We start from the raw sequence: 16275 nt of genomic DNA on the forward strand, positions 1-16275 counted from the left end.
TTGCTTCAAAAATAGCAAATAACAGTTCAAATTCAAGGAAAAAGACCAGCGAATTTGTAACTTTGTATCAAAGAAATTAGATACAATGATATACCCCAAAATACCTTTGGCGCAAAGCATAATTGAAATTTGCTTAGCCAAGGGAATCACCAACATAATTATTTCCCCGGGTTCCAGAAATGCACCACTTACCATAGGTTTTGTAAACAATCCTGCTTTTAAATGTTACAGCATTGCTGATGAACGTTGCGCAGCCTTTGTTGGTTTAGGAATGGCACAACAAACGGCACATCCAGTGGCACTTGTTTGTACCTCTGGATCCGCTTTATTGAATTATTATCCCGCTTTTGCAGAGGCTTTTTACAGTCAAATTCCACTTGTGGTGATCTCAGCAGATAGGCCTCAAAGTAAGATTGATATTGGTGATGGACAAACCATTAGACAGGAAAATGTATTCGAAAACCATTCGTTATACAATGCTAATTTGCATGAGGATGTTTCGGCCGAGAATGATTTAAAAATCAACGAGGCCATTAACACGGCTATTTCTCAAAAAGGTCCCGTTCATATCAATGCTCCTTTTGAAGAACCTTTGTATGAAACCGTTTCGGAACTTTCAGTCAAAGTAAATACTTTCGCTTCCGCAAATGTGACTGAGACGATTTCCATAGAAGATCTTTCGGAATTTGCAACGATTTGGAACAATGCTACAAAGAAAATGATTTTGGTTGGCGTTAACGAACCGAATACCGTTAACGATAAAGTAATTGAGGCTTTCGCCAAAGATGAGTCGGTTGTAGTGTTGACCGAAACGACTTCCAACTTACACCATGATACTTTTATAAACAATATTGACACGATAATTACCCCTTTTACGAATGAAGATTTTGAAAATTTTCGTCCGGATATTTTAGTAACATTTGGCGGAATGGTCGTTTCAAAAAGAATCAAAGCATTTTTACGCAAATACAAACCCAAACACCATTGGCATATTGATTCTTGGAGAGCGTATGACACTTTTGGTGCTTTGACGCACCATTTTGAAGTAAATCCAAATGTGTTTTTTGAAACCTTTCTGCCACTTACAAATGCAATAGAAAGTAATTATTTCAATCAATTAGACGCAGTAAAAGCATTACGAAAATTAAAAAGCGAAATTTATTTAGATAAAATTCCATTTTCGGATTTTAAAGTATTTGATAGGGTTATTCAGGGTTTGCCAATAAACAGCCATTTACAAATTAGTAATAGCTCGGCCATCCGCTATGCGCAATTGATAGACATTCACCCTACAATTGAAGTGTATTGTAACCGTGGAACTAGTGGAATTGATGGCAGTACATCAACAGCGATTGGTGCGGCTGTGGCCAATAAAAAACCAACCATTTTTATAACGGGTGACATAGGTTTTTTGTATGATAGCAATGCATTGTGGAACAGCTATATTCCTAAAAATTTCAAAATTATATTGATTAATAATGGTGGTGGAGGAATTTTTAGAATTCTACCGGGACATGAAGAAACGCCAGTTTTTAATACTTTTTTTGAGACATCCCATTGCTTGACCGCCGAAAATTTAGCAAAAATGTATGGTTTAGAATATACAATTGCTAGTGATGAGGTAAGTCTAGAAAGTGGTCTGATTGCATTGTACGCACAAAATGAGAAGCCATGTATTTTAGAAGTGTTTACACCTACATTACAAAATGATAGTATTTTATTGCAATTTTTTAAAGAATTAGTGTAATTTTTTTCTTGTTTTTAATACAACTCTAAGATATAATGTTTAATTTTAGTCTGTTATAAACAAAAAAACCAACTAAAAACTTTTATTTATGAGCGCAAGAGAAGAATTAATTGTAAAATACGCAGCAGATTTGAAAGAAAAATGCGGCGTTGATCCAGATATGGATTTATTAACTAAAGTTACAATAGGCTGCGGACCGTCAATTTACAATGCTGATTCAGCAACGGTAGCTGGAAGTCAGCAGTCAGAATTGGACACAGTAAAAAACAATTTCTTGATTAAGAAATTAGGACTTACTGATGGACAAGAACTAGACGCTGCAATAGATTCGGTAATGGAAAAATATGGAAGATCTAATAGAAATAAGTACAGAGCCGTTATTTATTATTTACTTACAGTTCATTTCAAGAAAGAGAGCGTTTACAATTAATCTTAAGATTGATTACAAAATGCATAAAAAAAGCGTTTGTCGAATTGAGACAAACGCTTTTTTGTTAAATCACTTTTTTAATCAAAAACACGAGAATTAGTTTCTATTAAATTGATTTCATTCTTGAAAGTTAACGAATAGGGATAGGGAAAACAGGTAAACTAGAATGACCTAAAGCATCAACCGCTTGCACTGCAAAGAAAAAATTATCTTTAGAATATGGAATTTCGGCCTTTGTATCTTTTACAAAAATAGTTTTTTCCCAGTGTTGTGATCCTGTTTCTCTAATAAGGATGTTGTAGCCATAAACAGCTTTTCCTTCTGGGGCAGTCCAAAGTAAAGTAGAGAAATTGGTTAAATCTTTTACTTCAATTCCAACATTAGTTGGAGCTTTTGGTGACCACGCTAAGTTACTGAAAGTAGCTAAGTTAGAACAGGTTACTTTTTTCATGTATTCAAAGTCCATGAATTCAGGAAGGTCACCATACTGAATGTTATTTTCTTTTCGCACATTTTGGTGTTGGTGATCGTAGTTTTCGTTCATCTCACAAAAACGAATCGCAGTAAAACCATTTTGACTAAAAGGAGTATGATCACCACCACGCAAGAAACGGTCGTTGCGGTATACCAGATTAATATCTAATTGATCAACATATTGGTTGGTTACTGTTTTAATGTAACGTGCTAACTGTCTGGATGGACTATCATTATCGCGATTAGTTGATTTTCGCATTTTTGCTTCGGCTTCAGTTTCTAGATAGGGAATAGTTTCGCTAAAAACACGCACTCTAGTATTATCACGCAATAAAGTGCCGCTTGATAAACTGTTGCCTATCATATCATTGTTAAGCATAGCAATCAAATTCCATTTGCCTTCTTTGGCAAGATCAGCAAGATGTTTAGCACCATATAGTCCTTGTTCTTCACCCACCACAGCCACAAAAATGAGTGTAAAAGGAAATTCTCTTTGACTCATAATTCGGGCAAGTTCCATCATGGCAGCCACTCCAGAAGCGTCATCATTTGCGCCAGGCGCGTCAGATTTTGCGTCCATTACATCCGAAGCTCTTGAATCTAAGTGACCACTAATTATCATTACGCGATCATCAGTAGGATTAGTACCTTTTAAAGTTGCCATTACGTTTCCTAATTCGCTATCTGTTGCAATTCGTTTTCCATCGGCTTTGATGGTAAAAAAATCAATAACAGAAGTAAGTCTCCCGCCAGAAGCCAAAGCATATTTGTCAAATTCTGATTTTACCCAGCGCTGTGCTGCGCCAATACCACGTGTATTGCTTTTGGTGTCACTCAACGTATGGCGTGTACCAAACGAAACGAGTTTGCGTACGGTAGCTTCCATGTTTTCCGATTTCACTTCGGACAGCATTTTTTTGATTTCGGGATCGTCAACCGTTGCTTGTGCCACGCTCGTAAGTGAGAAACAAACCAACAGTACAAATGTAAAAATGGAGTTAGATTTCATTAAGTAGTTTTTATTAGTTTGACCAAAGTTAAGAAAAAAGAAAAAGAATGCTGCTTGCGTGTTTAATTTTAGGATTTGTTTGAAGTTAAGGCTAGAAAGTATTGGTCGGGATTTGGATTGGAATTTGAATCGTGAATTGAGAATTTAAGACCTAACAGGTTTTAAAAACCTGTTAGGTCTCAGCCAAATGAATTTTATGAGACTTACTCTGGAGAACGTTTTCTGAAAACATAAATTGCAAATCTAGCCCCGATGGAAGTGAGTATCCCACGCTTTTGGGCGTGGATACTGCGTACAGCGGGACTACACGTGATGAAACAACGAAGATGGGTGCTCCTAAAAAGGAAAAGAGGAGCTATTTTCGCAAAAGTTTTTTTGTGGACGGTTTCTTAATATCCTACTTTCAAACTTCGTACCTTTGCACTTTACAAAATACAATATAATGATTGAAATAGGAAAATACAATACGCTAACGATATTACGTGATACCAAAGTGGGTTTGTTTTTGGGAAATCCAGAGCAAGATCCAGAGGGAATTCATGACATTTTGCTTCCCAACAAATACGTTCCTAACGAATTTGAGATAGGTGAGGAGTTGATCGTGTTTGTGTATTTGGACCATGAAGAAAGACCAGTTGCTACCACTCTGGAACCGTATATTTTACTGAATGAGTTTGCACTTTTAAGAGTGAATTATACCAATCAAGTAGGAGCGTTTATGGATTGGGGAATGGAAAAGGATATTTTGGTTCCGTTTAAAGAGCAGGCGCGCCCTATGGAAAAAGGAAAACGCTATTTGGTGTACCTTTATATGGATGAAAAAACCAATAGATTAGTCGCTTCTAGTAAATTGAATCAGTTTTTGAAAAATGAAAACCTAACTGTTGAGAAAGGTGAGGAAGTTGATTTGATTGTGTCGCATATTACGGAGTTGGGAATCAACGTGATTATCAACGAAAAGTATAAAGGATTGATGTACAAGGATGAAGTGTATGATGATGCCATTCGAACGGGAGACCGCATGCGTGGTTACATTAAAACAATCAGGCCAGACAATAAAATTGATGTTTCTTTACAAATACAAGGTTATCAAAGTATTGAACCCAATGCCGAAAAAATTCTGGATGAACTGCGCGCAAGCAGAGGTTTTTTGAGATTGACTGATAATTCTCATCCCGAAGACATTAAAACGGTGTTGAAGATGAGTAAAAAAACGTTTAAAAAAGCAATTGGTTCTTTATACAGGGAGCAATTGATTGAAATTAAGGAAGACGGAATTTATTTAGTTAAAGAATAAAAAAAAGAAAGACTAATCTATAAAGGTTAGTCTTTCTCTTTTTAATACTACAATAAAAAAATAGTACAAGTATTAAAATATAATAATGGTTGAAAGAAACGGTATGTGCATGCTCATCATAGTATTTATGACTATTTTTAAGATGTAACAGCGACATTAGTTGCTTTTGACCTCTTTTATTATATGTTCAATTCATTGCGCTAACGTGAAAAAATAGTTTCGCTATGACCTTGGTTTTTCTTTAATAGATTAGATTATTTTCTAAAAAATATTTTTAATACTGTTTTGCACAGCAACAACAAGAAAAATAATACTTTGGTTAAACCTCAGGTGCTACTTTATTTTTACTACGACTAAGATTAATGACTTGTTCATAGATTTTTTGCTCTGGAATTCTGAAAAAATAAAGCGAATAATTTCCTTAGAAAAAAGAGCGGTAACATTTTTAATGGTAAACAATACATTCTTTTTTTAGGTTAATAACTCAGTGAAGTATAATTAAGAAAATCAACTTTGAAGCTTGTAATAAGATGATTAACTTATTATAAATTTAAAAAATAGTATGCTAATAACCATTAAGAATATCGTTTTTTTTCTGATTTTTAACATTTTAAATCCTTTCATCAGAGAAGGATTACCATAAGCTTATTCAAAATAGACTAGATATAATGTAAAAAATGATTTATTTTTACACTGAAATAATTTAAAACAATTACCATGGATTGGATTACTGCCAAAGAGTACGAAGATATCACCTATAAGAAATGTAACGGCGTTGCAAGAATTGCGTTTAACAGACCCGATGTACGCAATGCTTTTCGACCAAAAACTACTGCCGAGTTGTACAATGCTTTTTATGACGCCCAAGAAGATACCTCAATAGGTGTAGTTTTGTTGTCAGCTGAAGGACCATCTTCTAAAGATGGTGTGTACTCTTTTTGCAGTGGTGGCGATCAAAACGCACGTGGCCATCAAGGTTATGTGGGTGATGACGGGCAACATCGTTTGAATATTTTAGAAGTACAACGATTAATTCGTTTTATGCCAAAGGTGGTTATTGCAGTAGTGCCAGGATGGGCAGTAGGTGGTGGACACAGCTTACATGTAGTGTGTGATATGACACTTGCTAGTAAAGAGCACGCTATTTTTAAACAAACCGATGCGGATGTAACTAGTTTTGACGGAGGTTATGGATCAGCTTATTTGGCTAAAATGGTAGGTCAAAAAAAAGCTAGAGAAATTTTCTTTCTAGGACGTAATTATTCGGCTCAAGAAGCTATGGATATGGGTATGGTAAATGCTGTGGTGCCTCATGATGAATTAGAAGCAACAGCTTACGAATGGGCACAAGAAATTTTGCAAAAATCGCCTATGGCTATTAAAATGCTAAAATTTGCTATGAACTTGACTGATGATGGTATGGTGGGCCAACAAGTATTTGCTGGTGAAGCTACTCGATTAGCATACATGACCGAAGAAGCAAAAGAAGGTAGAAATGCATTTTTAGAAAAAAGAAAACCAAATTTTGAAAAAAAATGGTTGCCATAAAAAGTTTTAAGTTTTAGGTTTTCAATTCGAAAACCTAAAACGTTACACTTTAAAATTGAAAGAAAATAAAAAAATGCAAAACTTTTCGAACGAAATAATTGATACCGATTTACTCCCAAAATACGAGGAAGTAATTTTTACAAAATTGCATCCCAAATATATTTTTGTGATGGCAATCAAGCTTGCTATTTTGATTATTGCACTAATTGCAGCTCCTTTTATTTATTTGTACTTTGAACCAGATGGTTTTTCAGGTAGAATATCATTTTTATTAGGTTTAATGTCTCCATTTGTATTTCTATTTATCGTTTTATTTGCGCTGCTTAGTTTTAGAAAAAAAGGTTTTGCATTTAGAGAACATGACGTTTTGTATCGATATGGAGTTTTGGCTACCAATACAATCATAATTCCTTATAATAGAGTGCAACATGTAGCCTTACATGAAGGATTTATACCTGGTTTTTTTGGCTTAGCCGAAATAGAAATATTTACAGCGGGCGGAAGTTCTAGTGACATTCAAATACCCGGAATTGAAAAGGAACAAGCCGAAAATATCAAACAGTTATTGATGGTTAAAATTCAAAAACAACTGTAATGGATGTAAGTTTTAGTGCGCCGCAAAGACAATCTCCAGTGGGAGTGTTGGTGTTGTTTTTTTATGCTTTACAAAAAAATGCTCGCTCTTTTTGGCCGCTAATTGTAGTATATGCTTTTAAATTCAAGGAGCTAAATGTTTTGTACTTGGTTACAGGTATTGTGTTGTTTTTACTTTTGATAGGCGTTATATCTTATTTGAAATACCGCAGTTTCACCTTTTTTTTAGATGCTGAAAAAGAAGAATTTATTATCTCTGATGGGATTTTAAACAAAACCAAAACTGCCATACAACTGGATAAAATTCAACAAGTAAACATCAATCAGTCCTTTATTCAAAAACTAATTGGTGTGTATGAATTGCATGTTGATACTGCAGGAAGTGCAAAAAAAGAGGGTCATATTAAAGCTATTTCTCATGAAGTGGCGTTAGAATTAAAATCGCGTTTGCTTGACCAATCGGCTTTAAAAATAAGTCAAGGTTTAGATATAAATTTAAACCTTGCTGATAAAGAAGCAGAAGTAACTGAGGCACCTTTTGTAACCATAGGGTTGCTGAGTTTATTAAAGTTAGGAATAACCTCAAACTACGGTAAAACCATCGGATTAATTATTATTTTTGGAAGCACTATTTATGAAAATTTTAGAAAATTCAGTGAGAGTGATTCCGTGTATCAAGAACAAGTTAATTCTTATGTTGATAAAGGTTTAGCTTCTCAATCTCTTGTAATTGGTTTTGTATTTGTATTAGCAGGTGTATTGGTACTGAATATTGCACGGGTAATTATTCAATTTTTTGGGTACACAATTGCACTTCAAAAAAATTCTATGTTATTGTCTTATGGATTATTCAATTCTAAAAGTACCATTCTTAAGCCTGAAAAAGTCCAAATTACAACCATTAAAAGAAATTTTTTCCAAAAAAAGCTCGGTATATTAGAATTAAGAATAAGACAAGCTACCAGCGGTACTGCCGAAGACAGAAAATCTATCATTGAAATTCCAGGATGCAGTGATTTAGAGAGCAGTTCGGTTTTACAATTATTGTATGATCAAATACCTGAAAAAGGTTTAGCCTTGAAGCCTAATTTTAGAGTGTTAGCTGTAGCGTTATTGTTGTATATACTTCTTCCTGTTTTATTGTTCTACGCCATAGGATCTTGGATGGAACCCGCTGCATTTGACTTTGTATATTTAGTTCCTGTTTATGTAATTTTTATAGGTTTACTACAGTATTTCAAATTCAAAAATAATAGATTGTTCATTCATGATAATTTTATCATCAAACAAAGTGGAGCTTGGGATATCAGCACGGCAATTATCGAGCCTCATAAAATACAAGCCATTTCCACATCGCAATATTTTTGGCATAAAAAATTAGATCTTGGTTCGGTTATTTTGCACACTGCTGGAGGAACTATTTCGTTCCAGATGGGTAATTTTACAATATTAAAAAGTAAAGTAAATTTGTGGTTGTATCGAATGGAAAAGTTCGATAGCAACTGGATGTAAAAGAAAAACTCAATTCATAAGGGATTGAGATTTAAATAAAAAATAATTATGAAACATTGGATTGAGGCCGCGCGTTTACGCACACTGCCATTATCAGTATCTGGAATAATCGTAGGAAGTATGTATGCTCTTGCAAATCCTACCGAGAATATTTTAACACCTACCGAAGTTTTTAGTTGGGCCATTTTTGGCTTAGCGCTTTTAACTACTTTAGGATTGCAAGTGCTGTCTAATTTTGCTAACGACTACGGTGATGGCATAAAAGGAACCGATAATGAGGATAGAATAGGGCCTAAACGTGCCATACAAAGCGGTGTAATAACACCACAGGCCATGAAAAAGGCAATTATTATTACTTCAATAGCCACATTGATTGCAGCAATTTTATTAATTTATGAATCTTTCGCAGATACCAATATATTATACTCCCTATTTTTCTTAGTGCTAGGAGTAGCAGCCATTATTTCTGCTATTCGTTACACGGTAGGAAAGTCTGCTTATGGATATCATGGTTTTGGAGATGTATTTGTATTCGTTTTCTTTGGATTAGTGAGCACCTTAGGCGTTCATTTTTTGTATACTAAACAATTGGATTTCAATTTGTTTTTACCGGCCATTGCAATAGGATTATTAAGTACCGGTGTTTTGAATTTGAACAACATGCGCGATGAAGTCTCAGACAGAAAATCAAATAAAAATACGATAGTGGTTAAAATAGGTGGAGAAAATGCCAAGAAATATCACTATTTTTTAATTATAACAGCCATGTTGCTTGTTGTAATTTTTGCTGTAATCAGTCAGTACAGACTTGATCAGTATTTATTTATAATCGCATTTATTCCATTATTAAAACATTTAAAAACGGTTTATAACAATAAAAATCAAAAAGATCTTGACCCTGAACTTAAAAAATTAGCCTTGAGCACCTTTGCTTTAGCCATACTATTATCAATATGTATGGTTTCATTCATTCAGGATTTATTTGTAAATTTATTTCTCGGCGGAAGATAATTTAAGAACTAAACTTTTAAAACAATAACAATGAAAATAACATTTTACGGTCACGCATCATTAGGAATAGAAGTTGGTGGCAAACACATACTTGTTGATCCATTTATATCGGCAAATCCTTTAGCAGCACACATCAACATTGACACTCTAGCCGCGGATTACATTTTATTAACTCACGCACACGGAGATCATATTCTTGATGTAGAAGCCATAGCTTCAAGAACAAATGCTGTAATTGTATCCAATGCTGAAATTGCAGGATATTATGGTGCAAAAGGGTTTCAATCGCATCCTATGAACCACGGTGGAAGTTGGAAATTTGATTTTGGTAAAGTAAAATACGTAAATGCAATTCACTCCAGCTCTTTCCCAGACGGCTCTTACGGAGGAAACCCCGGTGGTTTTGTCATAGAAGGCGAGCACAAAAATATTTATATTGCAGGTGATACGGCACTTACCATGGATATGAAATTGATTCCGATGCGTACAAAACTTGATTTAGCCATTTTACCAATAGGTGATAACTTCACCATGGATGTTGAAGACGCTATCATTGCATCAGATTTTGTAGAATGTGATAAAATTTTAGGATACCATTTTGATACTTTCGGGTATATCGAAATCAATAAAGAAGAGTCCATTCGTAAGTTTTTTAACAAAGGAAAAGATTTAATGTTGCTAGAAATAGGGAAATCTATTGATTTGTAATTTTTTTAGGAGCTATTTCCTGCTATTCGTTACAATCTTTTACAAAGCCGTAAGCCTAGATGGGCTTACGGCTTTATAAAAGGATTTTCACTGCTATCAGGGCTAGGAAAATACCATTCATAAGTACTAAACGTACTCCTAAACACGTTTTAGAATGACATGTTATCCATTATTTTATTTTACCATGCGATATAAAAAGCTATTTGTTTTTGTTCTATTCTTACTTTCTTTCCACACTATTTTTGCACAACAAGATGGTTATTGGGATAAAACCCGCGCTACATCAGAAGAAATTACGGTATCTGCACGAGACAGAATCATCATCAAAACCCAAGATTTTCCTGAGGGAACCACTGAGGTAGTTTTTAGAATTACCCTTTTGGATAAAAACCAGCAAATGGCTGGAAGTTTGGTTTCAGTTTTAAAATCTATTCCAGATCCCACAGGCATTAGTCAAGGGTCAGCCGGGGCAGTTTTTATTTTGTCTAAAATTTCAGGAGATGATACCTGCAAGTATGCTGTTTTTTCAAGTGCTGACTTGGCAACACAATACAAAGAAAACGGAAAAACAGATACTGCCTGCTTGGTTCAAAACACACCAATAAGCAAAGATGCTAAACGCCTTTCAACTGATAAATCGGCTTGTATGCAAAGCAACAAGGGAAACTTGTGGTTTGGTTTTGAAAGTAAAAACTGGATTATGAACCAGAAAATAATACTTGAAGTTGTGCCCTGGGTTGATAAAAAACTAAGCCGTGGATGGACAGTTGAAAATAAAAAAGGTATTATTGACCAATGCAAAACATCAAACTTGGCTCAAAAAATGAGTAATTCTGATGATTTTTGTGTTTGTATATTGGATAAAATTCAAACTAAATATACCTATTCTGAGTTTCAAAAATTATTAGCCGTAGAGCGCGCTAAAGCGTTTAAAGATTTTGGTAATAGTTGTTTTGGAGAAAGCAACCTTTCGACTGCTGTTTATGAAGACTTAAGAAAACAAGCTACTGCATTAGCAAAACAAGGCAAACATGGTGAAGCCATACAAAAACTGACTACCATTATCAATGATGGAAAAGCCTCAGCGCTGGATTATAACAATCTAGGATATAGTTATCTGGTAACTAAACAGTATAGCAAAGCCATAAAATTTTTAAAAGATGGTCAAAAAAAGGATGAAACAGAATTATTAATTCAGCTTAATTTGGCGCATGCGTATTTGTTAAACGAAAATTTTTCATTGGCCAAAGCCATTTATAAACAATACCAAACTCAAAATGTAACGGATAGTTTGAGTTGGATACAAAAAATTAAGCAAGATTTTGAAGCCTTTAAAAAAGCTGGAATCGTGTCTAATGATTTTGAGAAAGTTTTAAAAATAGTAGATTAAATCAATCAAGATCTTCACTTACACCAAAAAAATATATTTTGAAAGCAACCTATCACAAATACATTCTTAATTTTAAACGCCCATCTGGTACTTCACGCGGGGTAATGAACGATAAAGAAACTTGGTTTATAGTATTAAAACAAGACGGCAAAAAAGGAATTGGTGAGTGTGGTATTTTACGTGGTTTAAGTATAGATGACCGACCTGATTATGAAGAAAAATTAAAGTGGACTTGTGAAAACATTCACTTAGGAAAGGAAAAACTATGGGAAGCTTTATTAGAATTTCCTTCTATTCAGTTTGGTGTAGAAATGGCTTTTCAATCGCTAGAGAGTGACCATCCTTTTGTGTTATTTCCATCTCAATTTACTGCTGGCCAAGAAGCAATTGTAATAAATGGACTGGTATGGATGGGTGAGGAGCAGTTCATGAAAAAGCAAATAGAAGAAAAGTTGGCAGATGGTTTTAAGTGTATTAAACTTAAAATAGGCGCTATAGATTTTGATGCAGAACTACAATTACTGAAGTTTATAAGAGATCATTTTACACCTGAGCAAATAGAAATTCGGGTTGATGCTAATGGTGCATTTGCGGTAGAAAACGCTTTAGATAAGTTACTACAACTTAATGAATTTAAGATACATAGTATTGAACAGCCAATTCAAAAAAATCAAATTGAAAATATGACAGAGCTGTGTGAGAAAACTCCATTTCCTATAGCGCTAGATGAAGAGTTGATAGGAGTTTTTTTGAAAGAGGATAAAGAGCAATTATTACTTCAAATAAAGCCACATTATATTATTTTAAAGCCAAGTTTTATAGGCGGTTTCAAAGGCACTCAAGAATGGATAGACTTGGCTGAAAAGCATCAAATAGGGTGGTGGATTACCTCTGCACTAGAAAGTAATATAGGATTAAATGCCATAGCACAATGGACATTTGAGAAAAATAATGCTATGCCACAAGGATTAGGAACTGGAGCTTTGTACACTAATAATTTTGATTGTCCGCTTGATGTTGCAAATGGTCATTTGTGGTACAACCCCACAACTGATTGGGATTTTGACTTTTCAAAGTTCAAGTAAAGGTTTATTAGCAAGTTTAAAAAAATTAATTCTTTTCTTGTTTTGCGATGTATTTTTGTAGCGATTCTTGAGCATTTTTCTGAATTTTTCCCTGAAAAAATCCGGTCCATCCTAGCAAAAATCCAGTTATTCCAAAAGCTTGTTTAGACCATTTGTATAAGTCAAATTCGTCTACGTGTTTTATAATGAGTCCATCCTTAAATTGAAATTGAGCAGAAATATTGTTGATGACCATCCTATTAGTTTTACTAAACAAATAGGTAGCCTGCCACTGAACAGAACCCGAAAATTCATTGGCTTTACAGTTAGAAAAAATTACTTTTAAATTTCCGTTGCTTCGTTCTAAAAGCATTTTCCACATCATAGTAACTTGTTCTCCTGTTAAAGTACCAAAAGCAGGATCTCTAAAGTGAACCTCTTTTGCATAACACTCACTCATAGTTTTAAAGTCGGCATTTGCAAAGGCAGTATAGAATTTTATGATTGTATTTTCGTTAGCATTCATGGTGTTTAATTTTAGTAAATCTATTAAATTTATAGTTAAACAACTATATATTTTCTTCAAAAAAATATTTAGAAATCAAATCAAACTGTTTTTATAAAAAAAAGAGGATAGCTTTTTGTGCTATCCTCTAATTAATTTTTAAATCTTTATATAAAAGTACCAATCAAGATACCTTGTCTTGAGTAAAAGTCTCAGCTTTTTTACTTACAAAGTTAGTAATTGCAAATTGTAAAATAGTACCGAGTACCTTTGTGATTGGATTATGGGAAGAACCTAATAATACTTTTTTTGATAAGTATCCTGATGCAATACCAATAACACTGTTAAGAATATTACCTTTAAACTCCGAAGTTTTTGTTAACTGTCCAAAAGCATTTTTTATAAGGTTTACAGGTTGTAAACTTTCATAAGTTACATGATATTGATCTTTAAGTTGTATAAGTTCTAAAGCTTGTTTTTCTTTCAATAATTGAATAGCTTCTTTTAGCATCTCTGATTCAGTTGTCTTTTTCATATTAACTGGTTTTAAGCATTTTTACAATTATTAAATTACTGATAGGCATTTTTATCCATTTGTCTTTGAAATAATACAGTAAAACTGTTATTACTAGATAAAAGGCGCCAACAATAAAAAAACCATAATAAACTTTACCTACAAGCTCGCCCACCCATAACGAAAGCCCAATGTTTGAAAGAAAAATAAACATCGCAAAAACAACAGAAATTGCCATTCTAGAGATTAATGATGAAACCACATCGGCAGTTTTGTCAATTGCATTAAGTTTAGCTAACTCTATTGAAGTTTTAGTATAATTCTCTGCTCTTTCAAAAAGCATTTCTATTGATGATGCATTGTTTTCCATTTTCCTGAAATTTATATCAAAATTAATTTTTTAAAGAAGTAATACAAATTATATTGAATTAATATCCTTTTTTACTTCATTAAAAGAAGCTTTACCTTGAGCTAAAAGATCTTCTCCATCATGTTTAACTTCATTCATTTTAGATTTGCCCTCAGCAACAAGTTTCTCACCTTCTGCCCAAATTTTTTCATATTTTTGAGTAATAGTTCCCAAAATGTTGTCCAATTTGTATTTCAATTCGTCAGCATAATCATTGCTTTTGTCAGCAATTTTTTTTCTAGTGTTATTACCTTTATCCGGTGCAAATAAAACACCTAATAATGCTCCTACAGCTACTCCACCTAAAACTCCTAATATTATTTTATCTGATTTCATAATGCAATTTTTTAAAGTTATAATTATTTATTTATACGTTTCTACCTGAAATAAGCCTAAACAATATTGCTATTACAGCAATTACCAATAAGACATGAATTATTGAACCTACGCTATAAGCAAAGAATCCGATTGCCCAAAAAATTACCAAAATGACTGCTATTGTATAAAGAAGATTACTCATATTTTATAGTTTTAATGATTAGAATTAGTATTGAATATTATATTTTTCTACCAGAAATTAATCTGAATAGTATAGCTATTACCGCTAGAACAAGAAGAATGTGGATGATGGATCCAACACTATAAGCAAAAAAACCGATTGCCCAAAAAATCACTAAAATAACTGCTATTGTGTAAAGAAGATTGCTCATGATAAATATGTTTAATGTTAGTTATTAGTTTAGTCTAAGTCCTACGTAAGCGCTAAATACACTGTTTTTAGCATCTGAAGATGTAAAACTATCATCTTTACCAATCTTAGTTAGTCCGTAATTGTAGCGTACTCCAAAATTTACTGCATCTAAATCAAAACCTAAACCTCCAGAAATACCAGCATCAAATTTATTGAAATCATCAGTATCTAATGTACGAACTGATGAACCAAGATTAGAATCATTTGTAGTTTTACCGCTAACCATGTATGCTAAATAAGGACCTACTTGTACATTGAAGTTATCCGTTAAATTAGCAACAAGTAAAATAGGTACTTCGATATAATTGATATTGAATTTTGCTGTTCCATTTACTCCAAAACTGTTATACACTAATTCAGATCCTTTTGTAGTGTAGCTAATCTCAGGTTGAATTGCGATACTGTTTGTAATTGGGAATTTAGCATATAAACCAGCATTAAAACCTGTTAATACATTATTGTCATCAACAGTATCTGTGTATAAGTTTGAAAAGTTAAGTCCTCCTTTAAAACCAAAAGCTGGAGTTTTTTCTTGGGCTTGGATTCCCGTGAAAGATAATAATCCTAATGTTATTGATGCGAAAATTAAATTTTTAGACTTTTTCATTGTTTATTTTTTTTATTGATTTGTATATTACAAAGGTCTTTAATTAACACAGTTTAGTTGTTACATTACTTTTATGGAATGTTTCAAGATTCACACTTTAGTAATTACGGGTTTTAAATTTTAGAATTAAAACATTGATAAACAGTATTTAAGTAAAAAAAATGCAAGTTGTAAAACTTGCATTTCATAATATAATCTGTATTTTAAAATTAACGAAACAAAAAAATCAATTTTAGTATCCTGTATTCTAGTCACATTTATTTTGATTAAAAAGTATTTTATAAATTACAGTTTTAGTGAAACCTAATTTAACATCCTGTAAGTAAGAGATAAAAAAAAATTATAAGGATTGAAAAATAACAATAAGTTCCTCTCTAGTTTTTCCTAGTTTGTCTTGGTATTTTTTAAGCATTTCTTCTTTCTTAGATTCTGAAAATAATGACTTGTTGCTAGTCAAAGCAACAAATTTTTCTTTTAATTTCTCCTTCTGTTGTTCCCAGTTGCCCTCTAAATCATTTGAATTCATAATTTTGGTTATTAATAGTGAAATAATCTTCACCCTCCAAAGTTCCCAAAATACTAACTAATTAAATTATATAACTATGGCTATTTGTTGTGATTTTCACTGATTTGTATACTAACTTACCTTATTTATTCAAAATAGTTTTAGACTTCTAAAAATAGCTTGGATTCAATAAAACAAGA

Annotated in this window: 19 protein-coding genes; 10 read left to right on the plus strand and 9 right to left on the minus strand. The window is 33.1% G+C overall.

Annotation, left to right across the window (positions count from 1 at the left end; translation table 11 throughout):
• The first annotated feature begins 85 nt into the window (after positions 1-85).
• Together menD and LQ189_RS06490 are read left to right on the plus strand one after the other, a co-directional pair.
• Complete coding sequence (menD, locus tag LQ189_RS06485; protein WP_230155176.1) at positions 86-1747, plus strand: 2-succinyl-5-enolpyruvyl-6-hydroxy-3-cyclohexene-1-carboxylic-acid synthase; 1662 nt, start codon at positions 86-88, stop codon at positions 1745-1747.
• A gap of 88 nt (positions 1748-1835) precedes the next feature.
• Positions 1836-2177 (plus strand): DUF2853 family protein, encoded by a 342-nt coding sequence (locus LQ189_RS06490; protein WP_230155177.1) that lies wholly within the window; start codon positions 1836-1838, stop codon positions 2175-2177.
• A gap of 130 nt (positions 2178-2307) precedes the next feature.
• On the opposite strand, the gene LQ189_RS06495 is transcribed toward LQ189_RS06490, so the two are convergent.
• A complete protein-coding gene (locus LQ189_RS06495) occupies positions 2308-3660 on the minus strand; it encodes a M28 family metallopeptidase (protein WP_230155178.1) in 1353 nt (450 codons plus the stop codon).
• Positions 3661-4102: 442 nt separating this feature from the next.
• Here LQ189_RS06495 and LQ189_RS06500 point away from each other — a divergent pair, with 442 nt between their 5' ends.
• The 8 genes from LQ189_RS06500 (at position 4103) to LQ189_RS06535 (ending at position 12805) form a co-directional block, all read left to right on the plus strand.
• Positions 4103-4957, plus strand: a complete 855-nt coding sequence (locus tag LQ189_RS06500) for a S1 RNA-binding domain-containing protein (RefSeq protein WP_182650041.1) — start codon at positions 4103-4105, stop codon at positions 4955-4957.
• Between the two features lie 717 nt (positions 4958-5674).
• Entirely contained in the window at positions 5675-6505 is an 831-nt protein-coding gene (locus LQ189_RS06505; protein WP_086454479.1) for a 1,4-dihydroxy-2-naphthoyl-CoA synthase, read from the plus strand.
• A 73-nt stretch (positions 6506-6578) separates the two neighbouring features.
• On the plus strand, positions 6579-7100 hold the full coding sequence (locus tag LQ189_RS06510) for a PH domain-containing protein (protein WP_230155179.1): 522 nt from the start codon (positions 6579-6581) through the stop codon (positions 7098-7100).
• Entirely contained in the window at positions 7100-8611 is a 1512-nt protein-coding gene (locus LQ189_RS06515; protein ID WP_230155182.1) for a PH domain-containing protein, read from the plus strand. Before LQ189_RS06510 ends, LQ189_RS06515 begins: the two co-directional genes overlap by 1 nt.
• A 48-nt stretch (positions 8612-8659) precedes the next feature.
• On the plus strand, positions 8660-9622 hold the full coding sequence (menA, locus tag LQ189_RS06520) for a 1,4-dihydroxy-2-naphthoate octaprenyltransferase (protein ID WP_230155183.1): 963 nt from the start codon (positions 8660-8662) through the stop codon (positions 9620-9622).
• A gap of 30 nt (positions 9623-9652) precedes the next feature.
• On the plus strand, positions 9653-10330 hold the full coding sequence (locus tag LQ189_RS06525; RefSeq protein WP_230155184.1) for a metal-dependent hydrolase: 678 nt from the start codon (positions 9653-9655) through the stop codon (positions 10328-10330).
• A gap of 154 nt (positions 10331-10484) precedes the next feature.
• Positions 10485-11720, plus strand: coding sequence for a tetratricopeptide repeat protein (locus LQ189_RS06530; protein WP_230155185.1), 1236 nt, complete (start codon positions 10485-10487; stop codon positions 11718-11720).
• A gap of 38 nt (positions 11721-11758) precedes the next feature.
• On the plus strand, positions 11759-12805 hold the full coding sequence (locus LQ189_RS06535) for an o-succinylbenzoate synthase (protein ID WP_230155187.1): 1047 nt from the start codon (positions 11759-11761) through the stop codon (positions 12803-12805).
• Positions 12806-12830: 25 nt separating this feature from the next.
• Here LQ189_RS06535 and LQ189_RS06540 read toward each other — a convergent pair whose 3' ends face one another.
• The 8 genes from LQ189_RS06540 to LQ189_RS06575 form a co-directional block, all read right to left on the minus strand.
• The gene (locus tag LQ189_RS06540) at positions 12831-13310 is read right to left on the minus strand and encodes a nuclear transport factor 2 family protein (RefSeq protein WP_230155189.1); all 480 of its coding nucleotides are present in this window, start codon (positions 13308-13310) and stop codon (positions 12831-12833) included.
• Positions 13311-13473: 163 nt separating this feature from the next.
• The gene (locus LQ189_RS06545; RefSeq protein WP_230155191.1) at positions 13474-13824 is read right to left on the minus strand and encodes a hypothetical protein; all 351 of its coding nucleotides are present in this window, start codon (positions 13822-13824) and stop codon (positions 13474-13476) included.
• A 1-nt stretch (position 13825) separates the two neighbouring features.
• The gene (locus LQ189_RS06550) at positions 13826-14173 is read right to left on the minus strand and encodes a hypothetical protein (RefSeq protein WP_158727858.1); all 348 of its coding nucleotides are present in this window, start codon (positions 14171-14173) and stop codon (positions 13826-13828) included.
• Positions 14174-14221: 48 nt separating this feature from the next.
• Complete coding sequence (locus tag LQ189_RS06555) at positions 14222-14548, minus strand: YtxH domain-containing protein (protein ID WP_230155192.1); 327 nt, start codon at positions 14546-14548, stop codon at positions 14222-14224.
• Between the two features lie 31 nt (positions 14549-14579).
• A complete protein-coding gene (locus LQ189_RS06560; RefSeq protein ID WP_140344717.1) occupies positions 14580-14732 on the minus strand; it encodes a lmo0937 family membrane protein in 153 nt (50 codons plus the stop codon).
• A gap of 37 nt (positions 14733-14769) precedes the next feature.
• On the minus strand, positions 14770-14922 hold the full coding sequence (locus LQ189_RS06565) for a lmo0937 family membrane protein (protein WP_140344716.1): 153 nt from the start codon (positions 14920-14922) through the stop codon (positions 14770-14772).
• 24 nt (positions 14923-14946) lie between these two features.
• On the minus strand, positions 14947-15570 hold the full coding sequence (locus LQ189_RS06570; RefSeq protein WP_230155194.1) for a porin family protein: 624 nt from the start codon (positions 15568-15570) through the stop codon (positions 14947-14949).
• Between the two features lie 340 nt (positions 15571-15910).
• Positions 15911-16096, minus strand: coding sequence for a CsbD family protein (locus LQ189_RS06575; protein WP_144890614.1), 186 nt, complete (start codon positions 16094-16096; stop codon positions 15911-15913).
• Positions 16097-16275: the final 179 nt, after the last annotated feature.

This window comes from Flavobacterium sp. CECT 9288, assembly GCF_918731615.1.
GTDB lineage: Bacteria > Bacteroidota > Bacteroidia > Flavobacteriales > Flavobacteriaceae > Flavobacterium.

Excerpts from the sequence above, each read along its gene's own strand:
- menD (WP_230155176.1), top strand. The coding sequence starts at position 86 with ATGATATACCCCAAAATACCTTTGGCGCAAAGCATAATTGAAATTTGC.
- LQ189_RS06490 (WP_230155177.1), top strand. The coding sequence starts at position 1,836 with ATGAGCGCAAGAGAAGAATTAATTGTAAAATACGCAGCAGATTTGAAA.
- LQ189_RS06495 (WP_230155178.1), bottom strand. The coding sequence starts at position 3,660 with ATGAAATCTAACTCCATTTTTACATTTGTACTGTTGGTTTGTTTCTCA.
- LQ189_RS06500 (WP_182650041.1), top strand. The coding sequence starts at position 4,103 with ATGATTGAAATAGGAAAATACAATACGCTAACGATATTACGTGATACC.
- LQ189_RS06505 (WP_086454479.1), top strand. The coding sequence starts at position 5,675 with ATGGATTGGATTACTGCCAAAGAGTACGAAGATATCACCTATAAGAAA.
- LQ189_RS06510 (WP_230155179.1), top strand. The coding sequence starts at position 6,579 with ATGCAAAACTTTTCGAACGAAATAATTGATACCGATTTACTCCCAAAA.
- LQ189_RS06515 (WP_230155182.1), top strand. The coding sequence starts at position 7,100 with ATGGATGTAAGTTTTAGTGCGCCGCAAAGACAATCTCCAGTGGGAGTG.
- menA (WP_230155183.1), top strand. The coding sequence starts at position 8,660 with ATGAAACATTGGATTGAGGCCGCGCGTTTACGCACACTGCCATTATCA.
- LQ189_RS06525 (WP_230155184.1), top strand. The coding sequence starts at position 9,653 with ATGAAAATAACATTTTACGGTCACGCATCATTAGGAATAGAAGTTGGT.
- LQ189_RS06530 (WP_230155185.1), top strand. The coding sequence starts at position 10,485 with ATGACATGTTATCCATTATTTTATTTTACCATGCGATATAAAAAGCTA.
- LQ189_RS06540 (WP_230155189.1), bottom strand. The coding sequence starts at position 13,310 with ATGAATGCTAACGAAAATACAATCATAAAATTCTATACTGCCTTTGCA.
- LQ189_RS06545 (WP_230155191.1), bottom strand. The coding sequence starts at position 13,824 with ATGAAAAAGACAACTGAATCAGAGATGCTAAAAGAAGCTATTCAATTA.
- LQ189_RS06550 (WP_158727858.1), bottom strand. The coding sequence starts at position 14,173 with ATGGAAAACAATGCATCATCAATAGAAATGCTTTTTGAAAGAGCAGAG.
- LQ189_RS06555 (WP_230155192.1), bottom strand. The coding sequence starts at position 14,548 with ATGAAATCAGATAAAATAATATTAGGAGTTTTAGGTGGAGTAGCTGTA.
- LQ189_RS06560 (WP_140344717.1), bottom strand. The coding sequence starts at position 14,732 with ATGAGTAATCTTCTTTATACAATAGCAGTCATTTTGGTAATTTTTTGG.
- LQ189_RS06565 (WP_140344716.1), bottom strand. The coding sequence starts at position 14,922 with ATGAGCAATCTTCTTTACACAATAGCAGTTATTTTAGTGATTTTTTGG.
- LQ189_RS06570 (WP_230155194.1), bottom strand. The coding sequence starts at position 15,570 with ATGAAAAAGTCTAAAAATTTAATTTTCGCATCAATAACATTAGGATTA.
- LQ189_RS06575 (WP_144890614.1), bottom strand. The coding sequence starts at position 16,096 with ATGAATTCAAATGATTTAGAGGGCAACTGGGAACAACAGAAGGAGAAA.